Source organism: Aeromonas sp. 19NY04SH05-1 (genome assembly GCF_040581895.1).
Taxonomy (GTDB): domain Bacteria; phylum Pseudomonadota; class Gammaproteobacteria; order Enterobacterales; family Aeromonadaceae; genus Aeromonas; species Aeromonas enteropelogenes.
This window is the reverse complement of record NZ_CP095328.1, coordinates 1,191,168-1,214,235: the sequence shown is the minus strand read 5'-3', so window position 1 is coordinate 1,214,235 and position 23,068 is coordinate 1,191,168. Positions and strand designations below refer to the sequence as shown.

Below are 23,068 nucleotides of genomic sequence, written 5' to 3'. Positions count from 1 at the left end.
CTCTTAACCCTGCTCCAGCACGGGGGACGACGGCCTGCGCCCCTGCAACCTGGCTCCCCATTCATAGAGCATGAAGGTCACGACACAGAGCAGGGTCATCAGCAGGTAGAGCCACTGCCCGCTCCACCGCTCGATGATCCAGCCCCCCAGCAAGGCTCCCGCCGCACCGCCCAACCCCGCCAGGGCACTGGCCCCGAAGTAGCTCCCCTTGAGGTGGCCGGGCGCCATCTGATCGATCAGCACGTTGAGCAGCGGAAAGAGGATGGTTTCACCGAGACTGAGTAGCAGCACGGCCGCAAACCAGTGGCTGCGCACCAGGGGATCCCCCATGGCAAACAGCAGCTGGGCGGCCAGAAACAGGGCCATACCGATATGCAACCGAACCCGCACTGGCCAGCGGGAGAGCAGCCGCAACAGCGGAAACTGCAGAAGCACCACAGTCAAGGCATTGGTGGTCACCAGCAGGGCCACCAGTTCCGCCACCTCGGGCATGCCGGCGCGGGTGAGATACTGCACCAGTGGCGAGTGGTATTGGGAATAGATGAGCACCATCAGGAGGTTGACCATCACCAGCAGCAGGAAGGCCCGATCCGCCAACAATACCCTGATGGCATCGCGCAGACCCGGGCCGCCCATGCTGCACTTGCCGGTGGCGGCCACCTGACGAAACCCCCAGACAAAGGCCAGCCCCAGCAGCAGATAACTCAGCGACAGCACCACGAAGGTCTCCTGCTGGGCATTGATGCCGAGGGTCACCCCCAGGAGCGGCCCCAGTGCCGCCCCCAGGTTGAGCAGGAAGTAGCGCAGATGCAGCGCCAGCTCCCGCGCCTTGGCCGACGCCAGACTGTCGGCCATCAGCGCCTTGCCGGGGGCATCGATGAGCCCTGATGCCAGGCCACTGCCCATCACCCCGACGCCGAGCCAGAAGACGGCGTGGGAGAAGCCGAGCAGCCCGAAGCAGAGCATCGCCACCAGACAGCCCGCCAGTAAAATGTTGCGCCGCCCGAAGCGATCCGACAGCCAGCCGCCGTAGAAGCTGACCAGGGTCGAAAGCGCCATCGAGCCCCCCAGCAGCAAACCTATCAGGGTGGCCGACAACCCATAGTCCCGATAGAGCAGGATGGAGAGAAACGGCCACACCATGTAGTAGCTGGTACGCACCATGAAGGTACCCAGGATGACGATCCAGACCAGAGGGGTAAATTGCCTGAAGGTGCTCCATTGCATGGCCTATGCTCCCTGCCCCACGGGGGCAACGATGAAGAGGGGAAAGCGTTCAGTTGTAGCAAGGGGATTCAATGGAGGCAACTTCATTCCCAGCTTTCCCTCAATAAAAAGAGAGGCCAGCCGGATCTCTCCGACTGGCCTGCTGGTTGGCCCGCGTGTCCGTCCCTCAGACGCACACGCAAAGCACCCGAGCTAGCGCCAGGGACTCTGCTGCCAGAGGCGGCCGAGGCCCGCTTCCAGCGCCTGCGCGCCTTGCTGACCCAGTTTCTGGGTCAGGCTCTTGGGCTTGCGATAGCGAATGCCCACCACCTTGTGGTGACCGGCCTGCGCCAGCAGATAGTCATCGCTGGTGCAGAGGGAATCCACCAGTCCCAGCCCCTTGGCCTGGCTCGCTAGCCAGTGCTCGCCCGTGGTGACCTTGTCGATCTCGAGCGCGGGTCTGTGCTCGGCCACGAACGCCTTGAAGCGCTCGTGGATGGCGGCCAGCTCCTCACGAAACTTCTCGCGCCCCAGATCGTCATTCTCACCGAACATGGTGATGGTGCGCTTGTATTGACCCGCAGTGTGCATCTCGAATTCGATATCGTGCTTTTTCAGCAGCTTGTTGAAGTTCGGCATCTGGGCGATCACCCCGATGGAACCAACGATGGCAAAGGGAGCAGCCAGGATCTGATCCGCCACGCAAGCCATCATGTAGCCGCCACTCGCTGCCACCTTGTCGATGGCCACGGTGAGCTTGATGCCCTTGTCGCGCAGACGCTGCAACTGGGAGGCCGCAAGGCCATACCCGTGCACCACGCCACCACCGGACTCGAGTCGCAGCAACACCTCGTCACCGGGCTGGGCCACACCTATCACGGCGCTCACCTCTTCGCGCAGGGAGGCGACCTCCTTGGCATCCATGCTGCCATGGAAATCGAGCACAAACAGACGGCTACGCTCATCGCCAGCCTTGGCGCGCTGCTTCTGCTCCTCTTTCTGCTGCTTCTCCAGCAACTTGCGCTCCGCCTTGCCGGCCAGGGCGCTCTTGAGCTGAAAACGCCCACGCTCCAGCTCGGCGGAGAGATCGGTCACCTCCAGCTCCCCCTTACGCGCCTTGGGCTGACGGCTGGCAACGATCATCAGGATGATGGCACCGATGGCCAGCAAGAAGGTCACTGTCTTGGCCAGAAACAGGCCATATTCGGTCAAAAATGTCACTGTGGACTCCAGAAGGGATCGGTTTTGTCACATTCTAGGGAGTTTGCGGGAGCGGCGCAAAAACTCTGGGCCAGCGCGTCAAAAAACCAACTTGACCAACACAACCTCTCTATTTTCTTCACATTTTTCTTGTCATCGACTGGCCAAACAGGCGCCCGGATCAGTACACTTGCCCCCGATTGCCATGCACTTATGCCCAGAATTTGTTAACAGGAGTTGTCATGCTCGATTATCAGGCACCCCGCGATCTGCTCAAGGACAGGGTCATTCTGGTCACCGGTGCCGGAGACGGGATCGGCCGCGAGGCGGCCCTCACCTACGCCGCTCACGGCGCCACCGTGATCCTGCTCGGCCGCACCAGCGCCAAGCTCGAGGCCGTGTATGACCAGATTGAAGCCGCCGGTTATCCCCTGCCCGCCATCGTTCCGGTGGATCTGAAAGGGGCCACCGCCGCCCACTATCGCGGCATGGCCGAGACCTTTGCCCAGCAGTTTGGTCGCCTCGATGGCGTGCTGTTCAACGCCGGCCTGCTGGGAACCCTGTCACCGTTCGAACACATCCAGGAGAAGGAGTGGGACGAGGTGATGCAGGTCAACGTCAAATCCGAATTCCTGCTGACCCAGGCGCTGCTGCCCCTCATTCGCCAGACCGCCAAGGAGCACGGCGATGCCTCCATCGTCTACACCTCCTCCAGCGTGGGGCGCAAGGGACGAGCCTACTGGGGCACCTACGCTATCTCCAAGTTCGCCGTCGAGGGCATGATGGAAGTGCTGGCGGACGAGCTGGAGAACACCCAGGTGCGGGTCAACAGCCTCAACCCGGGTGGCACCCGCACCCGGATGCGAGCCAGCGCCTTCCCGGCGGAAGATCCGCAGACCCTCAAGACCCCGGCCGACCTGATGCCGCTCTATCTCTATCTGATGGGGCCGGACAGTCGTGGTCAAACCGGCCAGACCTTCGTGGCCCAACCCAAATAAATCAATACAATATCCGGAGCCATACTTGTTGCAGGGGTTAAATTCCATAGGGGGTCACGGCCCCCTGTGTGATTTCCCCGGCAACTCCATCCCAACCAGGTTGAACTATGTTTCGTCCCAAAAGCACCTTTGAGCAATGGCGGATCTTTCAGGCAGTGGTCGATTGTGGTGGTTACGCCCAGGCCGCAGAAGCCCTGAACAAGAGCCAGTCCTCCCTCAACCATGCAGTCGCCAAGCTGCAACAGAGTCTGGGGGTGCCCTTGCTGGAGGTGCGCGGGCGCAAGGCGGTGCTGACCGCGGCGGGGGAGATCTTCCTCAAGCGTGCCCGCCAGCTGAGCCAGCAGGTGGAGGAGCTGGAGAACCTGGCCAACAACCTGGAGCGCCAGTGGGAGCCGCAGATCAACCTCTACGTCTCGGCGCTGCAGCCAAGGGAGCGGCTCTACCGGGCACTGGCCCACTTCTACCCCCGCAGCCGCGGCTGCCGCGTCAACCTGCATGAGCGTATTCACTGTCACTTCAATGCGTTGCAACCCGGCGATCTGATGATTTCAGAGCACCTGCCCGGCGATCGCACCGGTCTGCTGCTCGATGAGATCTGCCTGCTACCTCTGTGCGCCGCCCATCACCCCCTGGCCACGCTGCCACAACCACTGGGCAACGATGCCCTGACCGGTCATAACCGGATCAGCCTGCATCCGCCCATTCACCGCTCGGTGGACTGGAACGATGCAGACGATACCGGCTGGAATGCAACCCACTACCACGAGGTGATCGCCATGCTGCATCAGGGATTGGGCTATGCCTGGCTGCCGCGCCATCTGGTGGAACGCGAACTAAGCGAAGGATCCCTGGTACAGCTGGATCTGGAAAATGGCGGCGAGCGCCATCTTTATACTTATCTGCTGACCCTCTCTCCCGACTCCCTGGGCCCCGCCACCGAGTTGCTGCTGCGCTGCCTGCGCAGTGAATACCAGAGCGACGCCCGGCAAGAGGGCTGAAGCCTCAGACCTCGGGTACCCGCCAGCAGGCGGCGAGCGCCGTCAGCGCCAATCCCAGCGCCACCATGAAGACGGCGTGAAAACCCCACAGCTCCGCCACCGTACCGGCGATGGCCCCCGCCATGATGGAGCCGGTCCGTATGCTGTTGGCAAACAGGGTAGTCGCCACCCCCGCCCGCCCCGGCATCAGATCCTGAAAGTAGGACATACCGATCCCGGCGACGATCCCGATAAAGATGGCGTTGAACAGCTGCAGCGAAATCAGGGCGTACTGACCGGACAGGGTCACCAGTCCACCGTAAAAAGCGACGCCAGCCATTACCGCCAGCAGCATCATGGGGCGCTTGCCCAGCCGCGTCGTGTAGTAACCCGCCAGCAGCATGAAGGGAATTTCGAGCGCCGCCGCCGTGCCCATCAGGATGCCGGCCAGTTTCTCGTCCAGCCCCAGCTCCCGGGTGATGTAGAGCGGCATGTTGATGAGGTACATGCTGTTGCAGGTCCACATCAGGGTGGAGGCGATGAAGAGTGCGCGCACCGCCGGATCCCGCCAGCTGCTCACCCGCTCCTGGTCACTGCTCGCGGCAGGCAGGGGCAGTGAGGGGAGCCAGCGCCACACCACCAGGGCACAGAGCAGATAGGCCAGGGCGGAGGCGAGGTACATCAGTTCAAAGCCATAGCCGATGGCCAGGGCAAAGGCGATGGGCGGCCCTATCACCCAGGCCAGGGAAAACTGGGCCCGCATCACCGAGCTGAACATGTCGGCCCGCTTGTTGCGGCTGTCGGAATACTCCCGCGCCAGGGCAAACAACTGGGGACTGGCGGTGGCGGCCAGACTGGCGAGCAGTACCCCCAGGCTCACCAGCAGCCAGTAGTTGCGGTTCCAGGCAAACAGCAAGGAGAGCGCCACGCCGGCGAAGCAGCAGCGCAGGATCAGCTGCTTGCGATCCCCCCTGTTGTCGGAGCGATGGCCGAGCCACTGGCTGATGAGGATGCCGATCACCGCATTGACGGTGTAGAACGCCCCCACCAAAAACGGGCGCACCTGCACCTCTTCGGCCAGAAACAGGCTCAGGGTCGGCACCTGCAGGGCGACGGCGACCCCGGTCATGAAGGTCACGGCCAGAAACGAGAGGGAAACGGGATCCGGGCGCTTAACCGCCGCTATCGACAAGCTCATAGCATTACCACTGGCTGGAGAATGTAAGGAAGGGATTCACGACTATCGCCGTTCAAAATAGCGCCAGTCATCTTATGCCATTATCAACAACCGACTCAAGGCTGGCCTCCCGCCGCTTGCGCCTTGCGAGCAAGGCCGCGACCCCGTAGAGTGAAAGCCCATCCGGCCAGCACAAGGAGTTCGCATGTTTGATTTTGATCGGGAAATAGACCGCAGTGGCACCATGAGCCTGAAATGGGACAAGTACAAGGGTCAGGACGTGCTGCCCATGTGGGTTGCCGACACCGATTTTTCCGCCCCTCCCGCCGTCATCGAGGCGCTCACCCAGCGCGTCGCCCACGGCATTTTCGGCTATTCACGCCCCTCGCCCCGCCTGATCGAACTCATCATCGAACGTCTGGCAACCCGCTACGGCTGGACCATACAACCAGAGTGGCTGGTGTTCCTGCCCGGCGTGGTGCCGGGACTGAACCTCGCCTGCAAGGCCTGGAGCCAGCATGGCCGTGGCATCATCACCCCCAAGCCGGTCTACTACCCCTTCCTGCAGGCTCCCGGTTTCAATGACCGTCCCCTGCTCACCGTGCCCATGGTGGAAGAGGCGGGCCGCTGGGTGCTGGATCTGGAGGAGCTGGAGCGTCAGGCCCCCTCCGCCGATCTGCTGCTGCTGTGCAACCCCCACAACCCGGGGGGCACCGTCTTCACCCGCGAGGAGCTGTTGGCCATTGACGCCATCGCCGCGCGCCACAATCTGGTGATCTGCTCCGATGAGATCCACTGCGACCTGCTGCTGGATAAAAACGCCCGCCACATCCCCTACGGCGCCATCAGCCCGGACGCCGCCGAACGCTCGGCCGTGATGATGGCCCCGAGCAAGACCTTCAACATCGCGGGTCTGTGCTGTTCGTTTGCCGTGGTGCCCAATGCCCGTCTGCGCCTCAAGCTGCAGCAGGCAATGCGCGGCATCAGCGCCGACGTGAACCTGCTGGGCTTCGTGGCAGCCGAGGCCGCCTACGAGGGCGGTGAGCAGTGGCTCAGCGAGCAGATCGAGTATCTGGCCGCCAACCTGGCATTGATCGAACAGGCCGTCGCCCGCTGGCCCGGTGTCACCCTGGCGAACCATCAGGCCACCTATCTGGCCTGGCTCGACGTCAGTGGCCTTGGGCTCGATGATCCCATCGCCTTCTTCGAGCAGGCCGGGGTCGGACTCTCGCCGGGCGCCCAGTTTGGCGACGGCCAGTTCGTGCGTCTCAACTTCGGCTGTACCCGTGCCACCCTGACCAAGGCGCTGGCCCGAATGGAAAAAGCGATCCTGAGTCGCGGCAAAGCCTGATACCCCAGCAAGCGGGATGGGCATGGCCCATCCCTTTCATCCCACTCCCCAGTTGACGGTCAACTATGCATTTACGGATCTTGCGTCACCTTCTGCTCCCCCTCTGCGCCCTGCTGCCTGTCACCAGCCAGGCGCTGACTATAGGTACAGGGCCGGTCAATGGCGTCTACTACCCCACCGGAGGCGCCATCTGTCGGGTGCTCAATGCAGACCATGCCCTGCGCGGCGATCGCTGCACGGTACAGAGTACCCACGGCTCTCTGGCCAACCTGAAGGCGCTGGAAGAGGGGGACGTGCAGCTGGCGCTGGTGCAGTCCGATATCCTCCACCACGCCTTGCACGGTACCGGACCTTTCAGCGGACAAGGCGCCAACCACAAACTGCGCAGTCTGTTTCGCCTCTATCAGGAGTCGCTGACCCTGCTGGCCAGCCCCACCAGCGGCATCACCACCCTGGCGGATATCGAAGGAAAGCGGGTCTATCCGGGTGAACCCGGCGCCGGCGAGCCCACTACCAGCCAGGCCCTGATGAACGCCATGGGGTGGCACTCCGGCCAGTTTGCCGCCTATCAGCTCACCCCGGGCCGGGATCCGCTGGAGGGGTTGTGCGATGGCAGTCTGGATGCCGCCTTTATCGTCGCCGGGCACCCCAGCCTGGCGATCGGCGATCTGGCCGGCCGCTGCAAGGTGCGCCTCATCCCCATTGAAGGGGAGCAGATCGATCGCCTGCTCAAGGAGCATCCCTACTACCAGCGCAGCCGCATCGCTGCCAACCTCTATCCGGGGCAGATCACCGCCATCAACAACATCGGCATGAGCGCCGAACTGGTGGCGCTGGCCAGCCTGCCGGATCCCATAGTGCGCACCGTGCGCGACACCCTGCTGGCACGGGTCAAGCAGTTCAGCCGGCTGCACCCGGCCCTCAGCAAGATCACAGTGGAGCGTCTGCAGGCGCAGACCGAGCTGCCCCTCCATGCCGGCATGTCGGATCAGGCGCCCGAGCCCCTGCCGTTGGCCCCTGAACTGCTGATGCCGGATGATTCGCTGCAGGATGCCCCGAAAAGGGATACTCCCGAACCGGCCACCACAGAACCCCCTGCCGACGCAGACAATGTCGCCAGCGCCGCCGTTGCCACCGAACCCGCCAGCGACACCTCACCAACCCGGGCGACCCCGGATGCGGCAACCCCGAATACCGAATCACCAGATACGGTGTCGGCAGCGACGCCGCCAGAGGCCGTCACACCGGATAACAGGGAACAAGCAACCACCAGCGCGGCGCAAGGGACGACTCCAGCAGATGAATCTGTGCCGGAAGCGGCCGCCGGCGACACGACGCCGTCGCAGCCCTGAAACGGGCAAACCCAACAAAATCAAAGGGGCAGCCGCAGCTGCCCCTTTGATTTATGACGTTCGCATCACTGCGAGGCTTCCCGCGCCAGATAGGGGTTGGGTTTTTGGATCTCCTCCTCCACCCAGACCAGCAACTGCTTGATGGCCCGCGACAGCACCTGGTTCTGGCGCACCACGTAACCCAGGCTGGTACCGGGAAAATCGGTCAGACTGGTGACGGGAGCGGTCAGGTTGAGCCTGGGGTGCAGCGAGAAGTCGGGCACTATGGCCACGCCAAACCCCGCCTCGGCCCAATCCAGCTGGGCATCCACGCTGCCAACTTCCATGATGCGACAGGGGGGCAACCCCAGCAGCGGCAGGGAGGGGTCGATAAGCGCCCTGGTGCGGGTGTCGTGCCCCAGCAGGATCAGGGTCGGCTCATCGAGGGGATCGCTCTTTCTCTCATCCCCCCCAACCCCGGCCTGCGCCCGCGCCTGCCAACGGGCCAGCCCGTGACCCAGCGCGCACCAGGTCACCTGTTGCAGCTCGGTATAGAAGAGCGGCTCGCTGCGCTTTTGCGCCATCACGAAGCCGAGATCCGCCTTGCCCGCCTTGACCAGCTCCGCCGCCTGATCTGAAGTGGTGTTGAACAGGGTGAGGTCGATGCCGGGAAACTCCCGTTTGAAGCGCTGAAACGGCTGAATCAGCAACAGGCGGGAGATGATGTCGCTGGCAGCGATGGCGAGCGTCCCCTGGCTTAGTTGATTGAGCGCATTGAGGTCGGACTGGCACAGCTGCAACTCGGCGATGGCGCGCTCGGCGCTTTGCAGCAGTCGCTCCCCCGCCTGGGTCAGGCGAAACGGGCTGCGCTCGATGAGTCGTACCCGGGTCGCCTGCTCCAGCCGCTTGATGTGCAGGCTGACGTTGGGCTGGGTCATGTGCAGCTCGGTGGCGGTCTGGCCAAAGTGCTGCAACCGGGCCAGAGTGACAAAGGTTTGCAGCCAGTGAATATCCAGCATGTGACTCCTCAACTCCCGTCTCGCGGGGTTTTGCACGGCAACAGAGTGAGCAGTTGCCGCTAAAACGGCCACAATTATATGGTTTTATTATCGGAATTATAAAGATAATTAATTTTTCTAATCCACATCAGGCTCCTAGGATGGATGCCTAACGTCTTAGGAGAAAGAGTCATGTCGTCTATCGTAGTCGTAGGTGCCAACTGGGGTGATGAAGGCAAGGGCCGCATCGTGGATTATCTGGCAGGCCAAGCCGGTGCCAGCATTCGCTTCCAGGGCGGCAACAACGCCGGCCACACCGTGGTCAACGATCTTGGCACCTTCAAGCTGCACCAGGTCCCGAGTGGCGTGTTCAACCCGGATTGCCTGGTCGTGCTCGGCCCGGGCATGGTGATCAGCCCCGAGAAGCTCACCGTCGAACTCGACGAAGTGAAAGCCTCCGGCATCACTCCCAAGCTGGCCATCTCTGACCGCGCCACCCTGTGCCTGCCGCTGCACGCACTGGAAGATACCCTGGAAGAGCAGCGTCTGGGTGACGGTGCCTATGGCTCCACCCGTCAGGGCATTGCTCCCGCCTACGGCGATCGCGTCATGAAGAAAGCGATCCTGGTTGGCTGGCTGAAACAGCCGGACGTGCTGGTCGAGCGCATCCAGTTCATGCTGGACTGGAAACTGCCGCAGATGAAGGCTCTCTATCCGGACTTCGAATTTGCCCAGACCGCCCAGGAAATGGCCGACTGGCTGCTGGAAGTCTCCGCCTCCTGGATCGACGCCGTTTGCAACGTCAGCATGCCGCTCAAGGCCCTGCAGGCCGAAGGCAAGACCCTGCTGTTCGAAGCACAGCTGGGCGCCGGCCGTGACCTCATCTACGGCGAATACCCCTGGGTCACCTCCTCCCACGTTTCCGGTGCCTACGCCGGCATCGGTGGCGGCCTGCCGGGTCTGCGCCCGGAGCGCGTCATCGCCGTGGCCAAGGCATTCAGCTCCTCCGTCGGTACCGGCACCCTGCTGACCGCCATGGAGAACCAGGACGAGTTCCGCAAGATCACCAACGAGTTCGGCGCGACCACCGGCCGTCCCCGTGACGTCGGCTACTTCGACGCCGTCGCCACCAAAAACGGTGTCGAGCTGCAGGCTGCCACCGAAGTGGCCCTGACCAAGCTGGACTGCCTGACCGGTCTGCCGGATCTGAAGATCTGCGTGGCTTACGAAGGTGCCCACACCGAAAACCCGATTTGGCCACAAACTGCCGCCCTCAAGCCCGTCTACGAGCAGATGGAGAGCTGGAGCGAAGACATCAGCGGCTGCCGCACCTTCGAAGAGCTGCCCAAGGCTGCCCAGCAGTACGTGCTGCGCATCGAAGAGCTGCTCGGCGTACCTGTTCCGATGGTTTCCGTCGGCCCGGGTCGTGACGAGATGATCCTGCGCTAAGTCGCCCGCCCTCTCGGCACATAAAAACCGGCATCCTGGATGCCGGTTTTTTTATCTCTCTCTTCCCCCTCACTAATCTCACAAACAACATATCGACTCATATAATGGCCTGGATAACGCCTCATTGAGCCGTTACGTGACTTCCATTTATCCCTGTTTGGCTAAAGTGAACCCGTTACCACACGAGGAGTCACCTTATGAGATTACCCCTGCGTTCCGCTTTGCTGCCCCTGTTCTGTCTGGCCGCCCTGCCTGCCGGCGCCATGACCCTGAGCAGCACCGACATCCGCGAAGGCCAGCCGATGGACAAGGTGTTCAGCTTCAACGGCTTTGGTTGCAGCGGCGAGAATCGCTCGCCCCAGCTGAGCTGGCAGGATCTGCCCGCCGGCACCAAGAGTATCGCCATCACGGCCTATGATCCGGATGCCCCCACCGGCAGCGGCTGGTGGCACTGGCTGGTGGTCAATCTGCCGGCCAGCCAGAGCGAGCTGCCGACCAACGCCTCCGGCAAGCTCAAGCAGGGGCTGGAGCTGAGAACCGACTTCGGCAGCCAGGGCTACGGCGGCCCCTGCCCGCCCGCAGGCCACGGCATGCACCGCTACCAGTTCACCGCCTGGGCCCTACCCCAGGATCTGGAGGTGAAGGCAGATACCCCGCCCGCCATGGTAGGCTACCAGCTCAACGCCATGGCCCTTGGCAAGGCTACCCTGACCGCCACCTTCGTCACCCACTAGGAGCCCGACGGATGAGCACGCCCCTGCTGCAACAGCAGCACTACCTCGGGATCCGCCAGCAGCCCCTGCACCGGGTGCTCATCTATGCCCCAACCCTCATCTGGGTGAAACAGGGGAACAAACAGCTGTGGTGGAAAGAGCGGCGCCTGACGTTTGACAGGGGGAGCTGGCTGCTGATCCCGGCGGGCCACCAGCTCACCTTCGTCAACCAGCCGGAGCAGGGCACATTTCGCTCCCATGCCCTGACTCTGCTGGCGCCGCCGCCCGATGCCTGGCTATCGGCCACCGCCGCGGCTCCAAAGGGGCAGCGAGAACCCAGGGTAAAGGTGACCCCCGGGCTGGCATTTTGCTTCGAGCTGGTCACCACCATGGCCGAGCGGGGAGTGAGCGAGGCAACCCAGGCCGAGCTGCTACAGGGCTTTTATGCCGAACTGCACGCCGCCCGGGCCCTCGATCTGCTCTATCCGGCCCGCACCATGACGCTGGGGGAGCGGCTGGCCCGCTATCTCGGCGTGGAGCCCGGCGCCGACCATACCCTGGAGGGGGTTGCTCCCCACTTCGCCATGAGCCGTGCCTCCCTGGTGCGCAAGCTGGCCAGTGAAGGTCGCAGTTTTCGCCAACTGCTGGCCCAGGTGCGCATGAGCCATGCCCTCACCTTGCTGCAGCAATCCCTCACCCCGCTGGAGGTTGCCCTCGCCTGCGGCTACGACTCCCCCAGTCGCTTCGCCGCCCGCTTCAAGCAGGAGTTCGGCCTGACCCCGCACCAATATCGACAAACCTGTCCCTCCCCCGCAATCCGGCCCCGAGAAAGACGCCCCCGGCTAGCACATGGGTAGTCGAAATGGCCAAGCTGCAGGGTGTTTGCCAGATATGAAAAGGCCTCCGGATGGAGGCCTTTTGCCGTTTATCTATTTGTTGATGGTGCAATCTGGCCTTATTACACGCTCACCGGAGGCAGCGAGAGACGCTGGGCCAGCGCCTGAAAGTTCTGGCTCACCTCGGCCCCGAACAGGGGATCACCGATGGCACGGTTCTGCCAGTTTTGCTCCAGATGACGCCAGTCATCTTCGGTCAGGGTGTCCCGCAGCAGGGGGAAGATCACCCCCTCCTCGTAGTTCATGTGCGCCTCCTGCAGCGCTACGAAACGTTCCAGCTTGCCGGTGAACTGGTCGAGCGGGATCACCGCATCCATCAGGATCATCTCCACCATCTCCTTGAGTTCGGTGCCCGCCTCCAGCAGCTTGGCGTGCTCCTCCTGCAGACGATTGGCGACCTCCCCCTCCACGACCCGGTATTTGAGGTAGTACTCGTAGATCATGTCTTCCTTGGGGTGATGGTACTTGTCAGACACCTCCCGCAGATAGTCGATGACATCGCGGATCAGAAAGTAGCTGATGGGCTGCTCGGCCTGAATGGCTGCCAGCTTGTGCTTGAGCAGCCCAAGTAGCCGGGCGATGTTGAGATGATCCTTGTGCAGACTGGATAACATAGGCACTCCTTCGCTGAAATAAACTGTCACTTCCCTGAGTATACGGTCATCTGCCGGCCAAACTTTGCACTCAATCAAGTCAGCCGCAGACTGAATTCCATTGGATGGGCTGTTTGCCCTGCTGTTCCAGCAGCCGGTTGGTCTCGGAAAAATGGCCACAACCGATGAAGCCACGGTGGGCAGAAAGCGGGCTGGGATGGGGGGCGGTCAGCACGTGATGGCGCTGCCGGTCGATGAAACGCCCCTTCTTCTGGGCATGGGCGCCCCAGAGCAGGAAGACTACGCCCTGACAGCTGGCATTGATCTGCTCGATCACCCGGTCGGTGAAGGTTTCCCAGCCCAGATGTGCGTGGGAGTGGGCCTGGCCGGCCTGCACCGTCAGCACGGTATTGAGCAGCAGCACCCCCTGTTTGGCCCAGGATTCGAGAAAGCCGTGATCCGGTGTGACAAACCCTGGCAGATCCCGCTGCATCTCTTTATAGATGTTGACCAGTGAGGGCGGGGTGCGCACCCCGGGCAGCACGGAAAAACAGAGACCATGGGCCTGGTTGGGGCCGTGGTACGGATCCTGACCCAGGATCACCACCTTGACCTGATCCAGTTCGGTGAGCTTGAACGCGTTGAAGACATCGGCAGCGGGTGGATAGATCACCTTGCCCGCTTCCCGCTCACTGCGCACCGTCGCCAGCGTACTCTTGAAATAGTCCTGCTCTTTTTCCGAGCCAATCACATCACTCCAGGTCAGCACCCCGAACTCCTCACTTGATACGGCGAAGGGCTCAGGATAGGGGGCCAGCCCGCAAGACGCAACCGCGACAAGGCATAATGGACAGCATCACTTGCCTGCGATCACATGACACCACCACACACAGGCCCACCCGATCAGGATATATCGGGTTTTCTCCCTGGTAACCGCTGCAGATGGAGTCGCGCGCTGCAACCGTTTCCTTCACCGTCAATTTCCTTTCCATCAGTCATCTGCCGGCTACCCGTTTATCTTAAAAACAAGATAAAACATGTAGTTAAATTACTAGATTAAATAGATAAAAGATGTATGATTTGGATATCTTACGAAATCAGAAAAATGACCTATTTTTGATTCAACTCAATAATTTAATCCTACTTGGCGCAAGCTAAGTGGGATTTTATTGATTTGGATCAATTTTCGTAATAATCCCACCGTGGTATATATGACCCCATCAAAGTAAAGGTGTAAGGCAAGGCCCCTTTAAGCCATCGACATTCGCGGTAGCTTAACTACATCAGGGTAATTTCCTTACAGTCGGATCCGCTTCCCATTGAGGAGTCATACCATGATCAAAGGCATTCAAATCACCCAGGCCGCCAACACCGCTCTGCTGAACTCTTTCTGGCTGCTGGACGAAGAGAAGCAACAGGCTCGCTGCATCTGCGCCAAAGGCGATGCCTTCGCTGCCGATCAGGAAGTCCAGATCGCCGAGCTGGGCCAGTTCGAATACCGCGAGCTGCCGGTTCAGGCCGAGCCGGCCGTTGAAGGTGGCCAGCACCTGAACGTCAACGTGCTGCGTCGCGAAACCCTGGAAGACGCCATCGCCAACCCGGAAAAATACCCGCAGCTGACCATCCGTGTGTCCGGCTACGCAGTGCGCTTCAACGCCCTGACCCCGGAACAGCAGCGTGACGTGGTAACCCGTACCTTCACCCAGAGCCTGTGATCCACACTCTGTCGTGACGGCGGGCTGCACAGCCTGCCCTCAAAAACGGTCCCCGGGGGCCGTTTTTCATGGCCACAAGCCAGACTCGCCAAACAAAAAGGCCCCGCATCGCGGGGCCTTTTGCTATCCATTGCCAGTATCAGGCAGAGGTATCGAGGGGCTCGAAACCCTTGATCAGATCGTCGATAGCCTTCATCTGCTTGAGGAAACCTTCCAGCTTCTCCAGCGGCAGGGCGCTCGGGCCATCACAGCGGGCCACCTTCGGATCCGGGTGGGATTCGATGAACAGACCCGCCAGACCGACCGCCATGCCGGCACGAGCCAGCTCGGTCACCTGCTCGCGGCGGCCACCGGATGCGGCGCCCAGAGGGTCGCGGCACTGCAGGGAGTGAGTCACGTCGAAGATGACCGGGTAGCCGCCGGTGCTCTTCTTCATCACGCCCAGGCCCAGCATGTCCACCACCAGGTTGTCGTAACCGAAGTTGGCACCGCGCTCGCACAGGATCAGGCGATCGTTGCCGCACTCCTCGAACTTGTCGGTGATGTTCTTCATCTGGCTTGGGCTGAGGAACTGCGGCTTCTTGATGTTGATGACGTTGCCGGTGCGGGCCATGGCTTCCACCAGATCGGTCTGGCGCGCCAGGAAGGCGGGCAGCTGGATGACATCCACTACCTCGGCCACCGGCTTGGCCTGCCACGGCTCGTGCAGATCGGAGATGACCGGCATGCCGAAGGTCGCTTTCAGCTCCTCAAAGATCTTCATCCCCTCTTCCAGACCCGGACCGCGGTAGGAGTGGATGGAGGAGCGGTTGGCCTTGTCCCAGCTCGCCTTGAACACGAATGGAATGCCCAGCTTGCTGGTCACTTCCACGTACTTCTCGCACACCGCCATCGCCATGTCGCGGGATTCCAGCACGTTCATGCCACCAAACAGCACGAACGGCTTGTCGTTGGCGACGTCGATCTGGTTGATCTTGATATTCTTCTGTTCCATCTCGGGCATCCTTAAGTGAAGAGGCTTGGGCACACCGGCCTTGATATTCTTCTGTTTCAATTCCCAGGCCTCCTTAATGGAGGGGCTTGGGAGTCAGATCCAGCGCGGCCAGCTGCGCCTTCAGCACATCTGCCACCGGATCATCCGGGCATTGTTCAATGAAATATTCAAAATCTTCCGCCGCCTGGCGGGGGCAATCGAGCTGCTCGTAGATGAAGCCGCGATCCCGCGTCTCCAGGGGATCGCCGGGTTTCATCCGCAGCAGCAGTTCACTGCAGCGCAGGGCCTCGGCCATGCGATCTTCCCGCAGCAGGGCTCCCTTGCTGACGTTGAGCAGCCGCTCGATGATCTCCCACTGACCGGAGGGCTGCAAATAGTCCGGGGTCAGGGTTGCCAGATCACCCAGGGCGCCGCGCAGCAGCAGTTCGATACGGGCCAGGGTCAGCTCGTCACCGGTGAAGGGATCGACATAGACCTCCCCCTCACCACCGGCAAAGCTCACCAGGAAGTGACCGGGGAAGCAGATCCCCTCCACATCCAGCCCGAGTTTGCGTCCCAGCTGGATGATGAGGATACCGAGACTGACCGGGATCCCCTTGCGCTGCATCAGCACCTGGTTGATGTCGCAGTTCTGCGCCGAGAAATAACCCTGCCAGTCGCCGTAAAAGCCAAGGCTGTGGTAGAAGCCCTCCAGCAGTTGTTGGCGCACCTCGTCGCAGGTGCCCTCGGCTATCTGTTCATCCAGCCACTCCTCGAGCAAGTCCAGCTCGCGCAGCCCCTGCCCGGCCGAGCCATATACCTCATGACTCACCGCCAGCGCCAGCTCGGTGAGATCATGGGCTTCAAAGTCGGTCCATTCGTCTATACGTAACATCGTCTTCATGCCTTAACCGAACAAACTCGCCTGTTTGAGCAGTGCCAGCTTGGCAATAAAATAGATCCATCCCAGTGCTCCGAGAAAGGAGCACCAGCGCACCAGGTTGCTTTTGGCCAGCCGCAACGCCATGGCGGCCAGAAACACCAGCACCAGGATGCCCATCAGCTTTTCGCTGAGCCAGGGAGTCCCGTTGTTGAAGGGGTTGAGATCCAGCACCATGCACAGCAGCACGCCCGAGAGGACTACCAGGCCATTGAGCAGGCCGCTCACCTTCAGCACGGGGGCACTATAGGCCCGGTCAGAGCCGGCCTGAACCCAGTAAAAGCGAACCATGAACAAGAGCACGGCCCCGGCAATCAGGGTCAGGTGCAGATGCTTGAGCACAAAATACATATTCAATCCTTGGCCGCTGGGTCATCACCCAGCGACTCGTCAAACCGGTTGTAAAGGATTTAGCAGGCCGGACACTGGCCCAGGGTTACCCGCTCGTTGTCCCCGTAATCGCGCACCGTGGTCACGGCGCGATAGCCACGCGCCAGCAGCAGCTGACGCACGGCGGCGCCCTGCTCCCAGCCATGCTCCAGCAGTAGCCAGCCATCCGCCAGCAGATGGCCAGGCGCCTCGGCCACTATGTGGCGAATATCCGCCAGCCCCGCCTCGTCGGCCACCAGGGCCGAACGGGGTTCGAAGCGCACATCCCCCTGCTCGAGATGAGGATCGGCGCCGTCGATATAGGGCGGGTTGGAGACAATCACCGCGAAACGGGGGGCCTTACCCAAGAGCGGATCGCAAAGCGGCGCGAACCAGCTGCCGTCGCGAACCGTGATGGGCAAATCCAGCGCGGCGCTGTTCTCGCGGGCCAGGGCCGCGGCATCCGCCATCCTGTCCACCGCCCATACATCGGCATCGGGCCGCTCGGACTTGAGCGCCAATGCAATGGCGCCGGTGCCGGTGCCCAGATCCAGCAGGGCGCAGGGGCCGTCGGGCAACCGTGCCAGCGCCTGTTCGACCAGCACCTCGGTATCGGGGCGCGGGATCAGGGTCGCCGGACTCACCTTGAGGGGCAGCGACCAGAACTCCCGCTCCCCCACCAGGTGGGCGATGGGTTCGCCATTGAGGCGACGGACGAGCCAGCCCTGCAGGGTCGCCTGCTGGGCGGCATCGAGTTCGCGCTCGGGCCAGGTCATCAGGTAGCTGCGCCGGCACTTCAGCAGATGGCAGAGCAGCACATCGGCATCGGCGCGGGGAGATTCGCCCCCCGCCAGGGTCGCCATGATGTGGGCGCGGGCTTGCTGGATTTGCATCAGTTTCCCCCCACCTTATTCGTCCCACTCTGAATGCGAGCTTGCCGGATCTGCATTTGCATCAATTGCTCTCGGCCAGGGAAGCGAGCTGATCGGCCTGATACTCCTGCACCAGCGGGGTGATGACGCAGTCCAGATCCCCTTCCAGGATCTCGGAGAGGCGATAGAGGGTGAGGTTGATCCGGTGCTCGGAGAGACGCCCCTGGGGATAGTTGTAGGTGCGGATGCGCTCGGAGCGATCCCCCGACCCCACCAGGTTGCGACGGGTACTCTGCTCGGCGGCGCGGTGGCGCTCATCCTCGGCCGCCTGCAGACGGGCGGAGAGCACCGACATCGCCTTGGCGCGGTTCTTGTGCTGGGAGCGCTCGTCCTGGCACTCCACCACCAGGCCGGTCGGCAGGTGGGTAATGCGAATGGCGGAGTCGGTCTTGTTGACGTGCTGACCACCGGCACCGGAGGCGCGGAAGGTGTCGATCTTCAGCTCGGACGGGTTGATCTCGATCTGTTCGGCCTCCGGCACCTCGGGCAGTACGGCGACGGTACAGGCGGAGGTATGTACTCGCCCCTGGGATTCGGTTTCCGGCACCCGCTGCACCCGGTGACCACCGGACTCGAACTTGAGACGACCGTAGACGTGCTCGCCATCGATCTTGGCGATCACCTCCTTGTAGCCACCATATTCCCCGTCATTGCAGCTGACGATGGAGACGCGCCAGCCCTGGCGCTCGGCAAAACGCGAATACATGCGAAACAGGTCGCCCGCGAAGATCGCCGCCTCATCACCACCGGCCCCGGCGCGGATCTCCAGATAGCAGTTGTTGTCATCCTTGGGATCCTTAGGCAGCAGCATCACCTGCAGCTCCTGCTCCAGTGCCTCCAGCGCCGCCTTGGCGACCGGCAGCTCCTCCTGCGCCATCTCGCGCAGGTCGGCATCCTCCTCCTCCAGCATCAGCTGGGTGGTCTCGAGATCCTCCTGGGCCTGACGGAAACGCTGGAAGGCGTGAACGATATCCTCCAGCTGGGCATATTCCCGGGTCAGGGCGCGATAACGCTCCTGATCCGAGACCACGTCCGGCTCGCCGAGCATGGCCTGTACTTCTTCGTGGCGCTCGATGAGGCCTTCCAGCTTTCTGATCAGTGACGGATTCATAACTCTTGCAATCTCAATGGAGGAGAGGACGACCGGCTGGCCGCCCGAACACTATGACTCTTGTGACAACCCCAGCGCTTGGCGCAACCGGGACAGGGCGCTCTCGTCACCCTGGGAGGCCGCCTGGCGCAGGGCCTGGGTCGGCGCGTGGATCAACTTGTTGGTGAGGCGATGGGCCAGCGCCTTGAGCGCCTGCTCGGCACTCTCGCCCTGGGCCAGGGCCTGCAGGGCCCGCTGCAGCTCCTCGTCGGCGACCTGCTGGGAGTGCTGACGATAGTCGCGGATGAGATCCACCGAATTCTGGCCGCGATACCAGCCCATGAATTCGTCGCGCTCTTCCTGCACGATGAGTTCCGCCTCGGCGGCCGCCCGCTTGCGGGTCTCGAGGTTCTGCTCGATGATCCCCTGCAGATCGTCCACGGTGTAAAGATAGGCGTCAGAAAGCTCGTCCACCTCGGCCTCGATATCCCGCGGCACGGCGATATCCACCAGGAACATGGGCTTGAAGCGGCGCGCCTTGAGGGCCCGCTCCACCATGCCCTTGCCGATGATGGGCAAGGGGCTCGCGGTCGAGCTGATGACGATGTCCGCCTCGTGCAGGTAATCCGGGATCTCTTCGAGGGTCATCACCTGGGCGCCGAACTCGGCCGCCAGGGTCTGGGCCCGCTGCAGGGTGCGGTTCGCCACCATCATCTGGGTGACGTCCTGCTCGCGCAGATGGCGGGCCACCAGTTCGATGGTCTCGCCGGCGCCGACCAGCAGCACCTTGGTCTGGGAGAGATCGGAGAAGATCCGCCGCGCCAGGCTGACGGCAGCGAAGGCTACCGACACGGCGCTGGCCCCGATCTCGGTATCGGTACGCACCCGTTTTGCCACCGAGAAGGACTTCTGGAACAGGCGCTCCAGCGCTCCCTTGATCGCTTCCGACTGCTGGGCATGGGCGTAGGATTGCTTGATCTGCCCCAGGATCTGCGGCTCTCCCAGCACCAGGGAGTCGAGACCGCAGGCCACCCGCATCAGGTGGCGCACCGCCTCTTCGTCATGGTGCTGATAGATGGCGCTGACCAGTTCGGCCGCATCCAGCCCGTGAAACTGCTGCAACCAGCGCAATACTGCCTCTTGCTGCTCCCCGTCCAGATTGCAATAAAGTTCGGTCCGGTTGCAGGTGGAGACGATCACCGCCTCGCTGACGCCGGGTTGGCTCACCAGCTCACGCAGGGCGCGATCGATGCAGTCCGGGCCAAAGGCGACCCTTTCTCGCAAGGCGACACTGGCGGTGTTGTGGTTGATTCCGAGGGCAAGCAAACTCATGAGTGGGCGACGGTCATTTCATACGCTGGGTGCAAAGGCTGCCAATTGTACGAGAAAGGGTAAGTCTTTAAAAGCAATACGGCCGCCCCGTATACTGTGGCAAATTCCCCTCTCTGGAGCCTTGCCTTGCTGCTACGTATTTTCACCCTCGCCTGCCTGCTGATCCTCGGCGGCTGTGCCACCACCCAGCCCCAGCGGGACCAGGTGAACTGGAACCAGGAGCGTACCCGGCTCGAGCAGCTGACCCATTGGCAGCTTTCCGGCAAGATGGCCATCATCACCCCCCAGCAGAAGGGCAGCGCCCGCCTCAACTGGCAGCAGGACGGCGATGACTATCGCCTCAACCTCACCAGCCTGATCGGCACCAGCATTCTGGAGCTCTCCCGCAACAAGGGCGAGATCACCCTGCTGGACAGCGATGGCAACCGCCACCAGAGCCAGGATGCCGAGGCGCTGGTCTATCAGCTCACCGGCTGGCACATCCCGGTCGCCGGATTGCCGGAGTGGATCAAGGGGCTGCCGGGCCAGGCCGAATTCGAGCTCAATCCCGACGCCAGCCTGGCCAGCATCCGTGACGGTCAGTGGCAGATAGCCTATGGCGACTATCGGGATCAGGATGGCTACCGTCTGCCACACCAGCTCACCATGACCGGCCAGGGCAGCCGCCTCAAGCTTCAGATCAACCAATGGACTCTCGCTCGCTGATGAACCCGACCCGCTGGCCGGCACCGGCCAAACTCAACCTGTTTCTCCACGTAAATGGCCGTCGTCCGGACGGCTATCACGAACTGCAGACCCTGTTCATCTTCCTCGATCACGGCGACTGGCTGGAATTCGACCCGCTCCCCGGCACCAATCTGCTGACCCTGAGCCCGGCCATTCCCGACGTACCCGATGAACAGAACCTCATCATTCGCGCCGCCCGCCTGCTGCAGGCAAAACTGCCGAGCCCGCAGGGAGCGCATATCCGGCTGGAAAAAGTCTTGCCCATGGGCGGCGGCATCGGCGGCGGCTCATCGGATGCGGCCACTACCCTGGTGGCCCTCAACCATCTCTGGCAGGCCGGTTTGAGCGAAGACGAGCTGGCGGATCTCGGCGTCCAGCTGGGGGCCGACGTGCCGGTATTCGTGCGCGGCAGAGCCGCCTTTGCCGAGGGAGTGGGCGAGCGGCTGCAACCCGTCGAAGTGCCCTCTGCCTGGTATCTGGTGCTCAAGCCAGATTGCCATGTGGCGACCGCGGCCGTGTTCCAGGATCCGGACCTGCCGAGAGATACCCCGAAGATGGCATTGCACAATCTGCTGGAAGGGGAGTGGAAAAACGATTGCGAATTACTGGTGAAAAAGCGCTACCCCGAGGTTGCCAATGCGCTCGGCTGGTTGCTAGAATACGCGCCGTCAAGAATGACGGGCACAGGAGCCTGCGTCTTTGCTCAGTTTGAAGACGAAGTGACTGCTCGGGAAGTGTTGGCCAAAGTGCCGAAGGGGCTGGATGGGTTTGTCGCCAAGGGCGAGAACATATCACCACTCTTTGTCACTTTGCAACAGTTCAAATGATTGGGGTATCGCCAAGCGGTAAGGCAGCGGGTTTTGATCTCGCCATTCCTAGGTTCGAATCCTAGTACCCCAGCCAATTTGAGCGAGGAAGCGTGGGCGATGTCGTGCTCGCCCACCGACCTGAAGTGCTCCGTTTCACTGCGGCAGACATCTTGCTCGTTATCTTGATAAATCGTTTGCCCCCAAACGATCCGGGTCTGATTTCAGACTCCCCCACATACTGGATGCAACCCCGAGGTTTCAAACCGTGCCTGACATGAAGCTGTTTGCTGGTAACGCAACGCCGGAACTAGCCCAGAAGATCGCAGATCGCCTGTTTATCAAACTCGGCAATGCTGCCGTAGGTCGCTTTAGCGACGGCGAGATCAGCGTACAGATCAACGAGAATGTACGTGGTGGCGATATCTTCATCATTCAATCCACCTGTGCCCCGACCAACGACAATTTGATGGAATTGATCGTCATGGTGGATGCACTGCGTCGTGCTTCAGCTGGCCGTATCACTGCCGTTATCCCCTATTTTGGTTATGCCCGTCAGGACCGCCGCGTCCGCTCCGCCCGTGTGCCCATCACCGCCAAGGTTGTCGCCGACTTCCTCTCCAGCGTCGGTGTGGATCGCGTGCTGACCGTTGACCTGCATGCCGAGCAAATCCAGGGCTTCTTCGACGTTCCGGTAGACAACGTGTTCGGTAGCCCGGTGCTGCTGGAAGACATGAAGTCCAAGAACCTCGAGGCCCCTGTTGTCGTTTCTCCGGACATCGGCGGCGTGGTCCGTGCCCGTGCCATCGCCAAGCTGCTGGATGACACCGACATCGCCATCATCGACAAGCGCCGTCCCCGCCCGAACGTCTCCCAGGTCATGCATCTGATCGGTGACGTTGCCGGCCGCGACTGCATCATCGTCGATGACATGATCGACACCGGCGGTACCCTGTGCAAGGCCGCCGAAGCCCTGAAAGAACGTGGTGCCAAGCGCGTATTCGCCTACGCGACTCACCCGGTCTTCTCCGGCTCCGCCGTCGACAACATCAAGAACTCCGTGATCGACGAACTGATCATCACCGACTCCATCCCGCTCACCCCGGAGATGAAGGCGGTTGGCAAGGTCAAGCAACTGACCCTCTCGACCGTACTGGCCGAAGCCATTCGTCGCATCAGCAACGAAGAGTCCATCTCTGCCATGTTCGAGCATTGATGGATGCTGTATCAACGAAAACCGCCTACCGGCGGTTTTCGTCTTTCTAGCACCCTGATATCTGGTACTACCCTGCCCCC

General features: G+C 61.9%; 23 protein-coding genes and 1 tRNA gene. 12 read left to right on the top strand and 12 right to left on the bottom strand.

Annotated elements, in window-relative coordinates; translation table 11 throughout:
- Nucleotides 1-3 precede the first annotated feature (3 nt).
- Together MRK42_RS05735 and sohB are read right to left on the bottom strand one after the other, a co-directional pair.
- A complete protein-coding gene (locus tag MRK42_RS05735) occupies nucleotides 4-1,227 on the bottom strand; it encodes an MFS transporter (RefSeq protein ID WP_338611908.1) in 1,224 nt (407 codons plus the stop codon).
- 192 nt (nucleotides 1,228-1,419) lie between these two features.
- A complete protein-coding gene (gene sohB / locus MRK42_RS05730; protein WP_201976888.1) occupies nucleotides 1,420-2,427 on the bottom strand; it encodes a protease SohB in 1,008 nt (335 codons plus the stop codon).
- 221 nt (nucleotides 2,428-2,648) lie between these two features.
- Between sohB and MRK42_RS05725 the strand changes: the two genes are divergently transcribed.
- Entirely contained in the window at nucleotides 2,649-3,404 is a 756-nt protein-coding gene (locus tag MRK42_RS05725) for a YciK family oxidoreductase (protein ID WP_338611907.1), read from the top strand.
- A gap of 107 nt (nucleotides 3,405-3,511) precedes the next feature.
- Nucleotides 3,512-4,402, top strand: a complete 891-nt coding sequence (locus MRK42_RS05720) for a LysR family transcriptional regulator (RefSeq protein WP_026457839.1) — start codon at nucleotides 3,512-3,514, stop codon at nucleotides 4,400-4,402.
- Between the two features lie 4 nt (nucleotides 4,403-4,406).
- Here MRK42_RS05720 and MRK42_RS05715 read toward each other — a convergent pair whose 3' ends face one another.
- Nucleotides 4,407-5,579: an MFS transporter gene (locus MRK42_RS05715; RefSeq protein WP_061475592.1), complete on the bottom strand. Its 1,173-nt coding sequence runs from the start codon at nucleotides 5,577-5,579 to the stop codon at nucleotides 4,407-4,409.
- A 184-nt stretch (nucleotides 5,580-5,763) separates the two neighbouring features.
- Here MRK42_RS05715 and MRK42_RS05710 point away from each other — a divergent pair, with 184 nt between their 5' ends.
- Together MRK42_RS05710 and MRK42_RS05705 are read left to right on the top strand one after the other, a co-directional pair.
- Nucleotides 5,764-6,909 (top strand): PatB family C-S lyase, encoded by a 1,146-nt coding sequence (locus tag MRK42_RS05710; RefSeq protein ID WP_338611906.1) that lies wholly within the window; start codon nucleotides 5,764-5,766, stop codon nucleotides 6,907-6,909.
- A gap of 65 nt (nucleotides 6,910-6,974) precedes the next feature.
- Nucleotides 6,975-8,261, top strand: a complete 1,287-nt coding sequence (locus tag MRK42_RS05705; protein WP_338611905.1) for a TAXI family TRAP transporter solute-binding subunit — start codon at nucleotides 6,975-6,977, stop codon at nucleotides 8,259-8,261.
- 65 nt (nucleotides 8,262-8,326) lie between these two features.
- Here the strand turns inward: MRK42_RS05705 and MRK42_RS05700 are convergent, their stop codons facing one another.
- Nucleotides 8,327-9,259: a LysR family transcriptional regulator gene (locus tag MRK42_RS05700; RefSeq protein WP_338611904.1), complete on the bottom strand. Its 933-nt coding sequence runs from the start codon at nucleotides 9,257-9,259 to the stop codon at nucleotides 8,327-8,329.
- 171 nt (nucleotides 9,260-9,430) lie between these two features.
- Between MRK42_RS05700 and MRK42_RS05695 the strand changes: the two genes are divergently transcribed.
- The 3 genes from MRK42_RS05695 to MRK42_RS05685 all read left to right on the top strand — a co-directional run bounded on the left by MRK42_RS05695 (nucleotide 9,431) and on the right by MRK42_RS05685 (nucleotide 12,257).
- Nucleotides 9,431-10,687: an adenylosuccinate synthetase gene (locus MRK42_RS05695; protein ID WP_042072231.1), complete on the top strand. Its 1,257-nt coding sequence runs from the start codon at nucleotides 9,431-9,433 to the stop codon at nucleotides 10,685-10,687.
- A 197-nt stretch (nucleotides 10,688-10,884) separates the two neighbouring features.
- On the top strand, nucleotides 10,885-11,421 hold the full coding sequence (locus MRK42_RS05690) for a YbhB/YbcL family Raf kinase inhibitor-like protein (RefSeq protein ID WP_338611903.1): 537 nt from the start codon (nucleotides 10,885-10,887) through the stop codon (nucleotides 11,419-11,421).
- A gap of 11 nt (nucleotides 11,422-11,432) precedes the next feature.
- Nucleotides 11,433-12,257: a helix-turn-helix transcriptional regulator gene (locus tag MRK42_RS05685; RefSeq protein WP_338611902.1), complete on the top strand. Its 825-nt coding sequence runs from the start codon at nucleotides 11,433-11,435 to the stop codon at nucleotides 12,255-12,257.
- 101 nt (nucleotides 12,258-12,358) lie between these two features.
- Here the strand turns inward: MRK42_RS05685 and MRK42_RS05680 are convergent, their stop codons facing one another.
- Entirely contained in the window at nucleotides 12,359-12,910 is a 552-nt protein-coding gene (locus tag MRK42_RS05680) for a hemerythrin domain-containing protein (protein WP_042025628.1), read from the bottom strand.
- Nucleotides 12,911-12,989: 79 nt separating this feature from the next.
- Nucleotides 12,990-13,658 (bottom strand): uracil-DNA glycosylase, encoded by a 669-nt coding sequence (gene ung, locus MRK42_RS05675; protein WP_042025629.1) that lies wholly within the window; start codon nucleotides 13,656-13,658, stop codon nucleotides 12,990-12,992.
- A 565-nt stretch (nucleotides 13,659-14,223) separates the two neighbouring features.
- Here ung and grcA point away from each other — a divergent pair.
- Nucleotides 14,224-14,604, top strand: coding sequence for an autonomous glycyl radical cofactor GrcA (gene grcA / locus MRK42_RS05670; protein WP_042025630.1), 381 nt, complete (start codon nucleotides 14,224-14,226; stop codon nucleotides 14,602-14,604).
- Between the two features lie 139 nt (nucleotides 14,605-14,743).
- Here the strand turns inward: grcA and kdsA are convergent, their stop codons facing one another.
- The 6 genes from kdsA to hemA all read right to left on the bottom strand — a co-directional run bounded on the left by kdsA (nucleotide 14,744) and on the right by hemA (nucleotide 20,240).
- A complete protein-coding gene (kdsA, locus tag MRK42_RS05665) occupies nucleotides 14,744-15,598 on the bottom strand; it encodes a 3-deoxy-8-phosphooctulonate synthase (RefSeq protein ID WP_026456910.1) in 855 nt (284 codons plus the stop codon).
- A gap of 73 nt (nucleotides 15,599-15,671) precedes the next feature.
- Nucleotides 15,672-16,472: a tetratricopeptide repeat protein gene (locus tag MRK42_RS05660; protein ID WP_338611901.1), complete on the bottom strand. Its 801-nt coding sequence runs from the start codon at nucleotides 16,470-16,472 to the stop codon at nucleotides 15,672-15,674.
- A gap of 12 nt (nucleotides 16,473-16,484) precedes the next feature.
- Nucleotides 16,485-16,868 (bottom strand): SirB2 family protein, encoded by a 384-nt coding sequence (locus MRK42_RS05655; protein ID WP_042072238.1) that lies wholly within the window; start codon nucleotides 16,866-16,868, stop codon nucleotides 16,485-16,487.
- A 59-nt stretch (nucleotides 16,869-16,927) separates the two neighbouring features.
- Entirely contained in the window at nucleotides 16,928-17,779 is an 852-nt protein-coding gene (gene prmC / locus MRK42_RS05650; protein ID WP_338611900.1) for a peptide chain release factor N(5)-glutamine methyltransferase, read from the bottom strand.
- A gap of 61 nt (nucleotides 17,780-17,840) precedes the next feature.
- Nucleotides 17,841-18,929, bottom strand: coding sequence for a peptide chain release factor 1 (gene prfA / locus MRK42_RS05645; RefSeq protein WP_026456914.1), 1,089 nt, complete (start codon nucleotides 18,927-18,929; stop codon nucleotides 17,841-17,843).
- 51 nt (nucleotides 18,930-18,980) lie between these two features.
- Entirely contained in the window at nucleotides 18,981-20,240 is a 1,260-nt protein-coding gene (gene hemA, locus MRK42_RS05640) for a glutamyl-tRNA reductase (RefSeq protein ID WP_042025634.1), read from the bottom strand.
- 126 nt (nucleotides 20,241-20,366) lie between these two features.
- Here hemA and lolB point away from each other — a divergent pair, with 126 nt between their 5' ends.
- From lolB to MRK42_RS05620, 4 genes are all read left to right on the top strand, one after another.
- Nucleotides 20,367-20,945 carry a lipoprotein insertase outer membrane protein LolB gene (gene lolB, locus MRK42_RS05635; RefSeq protein WP_338611899.1) on the top strand — a complete coding sequence of 193 codons (579 nt, stop codon included), beginning with the start codon at nucleotides 20,367-20,369 and terminating at the stop codon, nucleotides 20,943-20,945.
- Nucleotides 20,945-21,793, top strand: a complete 849-nt coding sequence (gene ispE / locus MRK42_RS05630) for a 4-(cytidine 5'-diphospho)-2-C-methyl-D-erythritol kinase (RefSeq protein ID WP_338612438.1) — start codon at nucleotides 20,945-20,947, stop codon at nucleotides 21,791-21,793. Before lolB ends, ispE begins: the two co-directional genes overlap by 1 nt.
- A gap of 1 nt (nucleotide 21,794) precedes the next feature.
- Nucleotides 21,795-21,869: transfer RNA gene (locus MRK42_RS05625), tRNA-Gln, on the top strand.
- Between the two features lie 171 nt (nucleotides 21,870-22,040).
- A complete protein-coding gene (locus MRK42_RS05620; RefSeq protein WP_026457470.1) occupies nucleotides 22,041-22,988 on the top strand; it encodes a ribose-phosphate pyrophosphokinase in 948 nt (315 codons plus the stop codon).
- Nucleotides 22,989-23,068 lie beyond the last annotated feature (80 nt).

What these genes read in the sequence shown, in the direction of transcription:
- MRK42_RS05735 (WP_338611908.1), bottom strand. Translation starts at nt 1,227, where the DNA reads ATGCAATGGAGCACCTTCAGGCAATTTACCCCTCTGGTCTGGATCGTC.
- MRK42_RS05725 (WP_338611907.1), top strand. Translation starts at nt 2,649, where the DNA reads ATGCTCGATTATCAGGCACCCCGCGATCTGCTCAAGGACAGGGTCATT.
- MRK42_RS05720 (WP_026457839.1), top strand. Translation starts at nt 3,512, where the DNA reads ATGTTTCGTCCCAAAAGCACCTTTGAGCAATGGCGGATCTTTCAGGCA.
- MRK42_RS05715 (WP_061475592.1), bottom strand. Translation starts at nt 5,579, where the DNA reads ATGAGCTTGTCGATAGCGGCGGTTAAGCGCCCGGATCCCGTTTCCCTC.
- MRK42_RS05710 (WP_338611906.1), top strand. Translation starts at nt 5,764, where the DNA reads ATGTTTGATTTTGATCGGGAAATAGACCGCAGTGGCACCATGAGCCTG.
- MRK42_RS05705 (WP_338611905.1), top strand. Translation starts at nt 6,975, where the DNA reads ATGCATTTACGGATCTTGCGTCACCTTCTGCTCCCCCTCTGCGCCCTG.
- MRK42_RS05700 (WP_338611904.1), bottom strand. Translation starts at nt 9,259, where the DNA reads ATGCTGGATATTCACTGGCTGCAAACCTTTGTCACTCTGGCCCGGTTG.
- MRK42_RS05695 (WP_042072231.1), top strand. Translation starts at nt 9,431, where the DNA reads ATGTCGTCTATCGTAGTCGTAGGTGCCAACTGGGGTGATGAAGGCAAG.
- MRK42_RS05690 (WP_338611903.1), top strand. Translation starts at nt 10,885, where the DNA reads ATGAGATTACCCCTGCGTTCCGCTTTGCTGCCCCTGTTCTGTCTGGCC.
- MRK42_RS05685 (WP_338611902.1), top strand. Translation starts at nt 11,433, where the DNA reads ATGAGCACGCCCCTGCTGCAACAGCAGCACTACCTCGGGATCCGCCAG.
- MRK42_RS05680 (WP_042025628.1), bottom strand. Translation starts at nt 12,910, where the DNA reads ATGTTATCCAGTCTGCACAAGGATCATCTCAACATCGCCCGGCTACTT.
- grcA (WP_042025630.1), top strand. Translation starts at nt 14,224, where the DNA reads ATGATCAAAGGCATTCAAATCACCCAGGCCGCCAACACCGCTCTGCTG.
- kdsA (WP_026456910.1), bottom strand. Translation starts at nt 15,598, where the DNA reads ATGGAACAGAAGAATATCAAGATCAACCAGATCGACGTCGCCAACGAC.
- MRK42_RS05660 (WP_338611901.1), bottom strand. Translation starts at nt 16,472, where the DNA reads ATGTTACGTATAGACGAATGGACCGACTTTGAAGCCCATGATCTCACC.
- MRK42_RS05655 (WP_042072238.1), bottom strand. Translation starts at nt 16,868, where the DNA reads ATGTATTTTGTGCTCAAGCATCTGCACCTGACCCTGATTGCCGGGGCC.
- prmC (WP_338611900.1), bottom strand. Translation starts at nt 17,779, where the DNA reads ATGCAAATCCAGCAAGCCCGCGCCCACATCATGGCGACCCTGGCGGGG.
- prfA (WP_026456914.1), bottom strand. Translation starts at nt 18,929, where the DNA reads ATGAATCCGTCACTGATCAGAAAGCTGGAAGGCCTCATCGAGCGCCAC.
- hemA (WP_042025634.1), bottom strand. Translation starts at nt 20,240, where the DNA reads ATGAGTTTGCTTGCCCTCGGAATCAACCACAACACCGCCAGTGTCGCC.
- ispE (WP_338612438.1), top strand. Translation starts at nt 20,945, where the DNA reads ATGAACCCGACCCGCTGGCCGGCACCGGCCAAACTCAACCTGTTTCTC.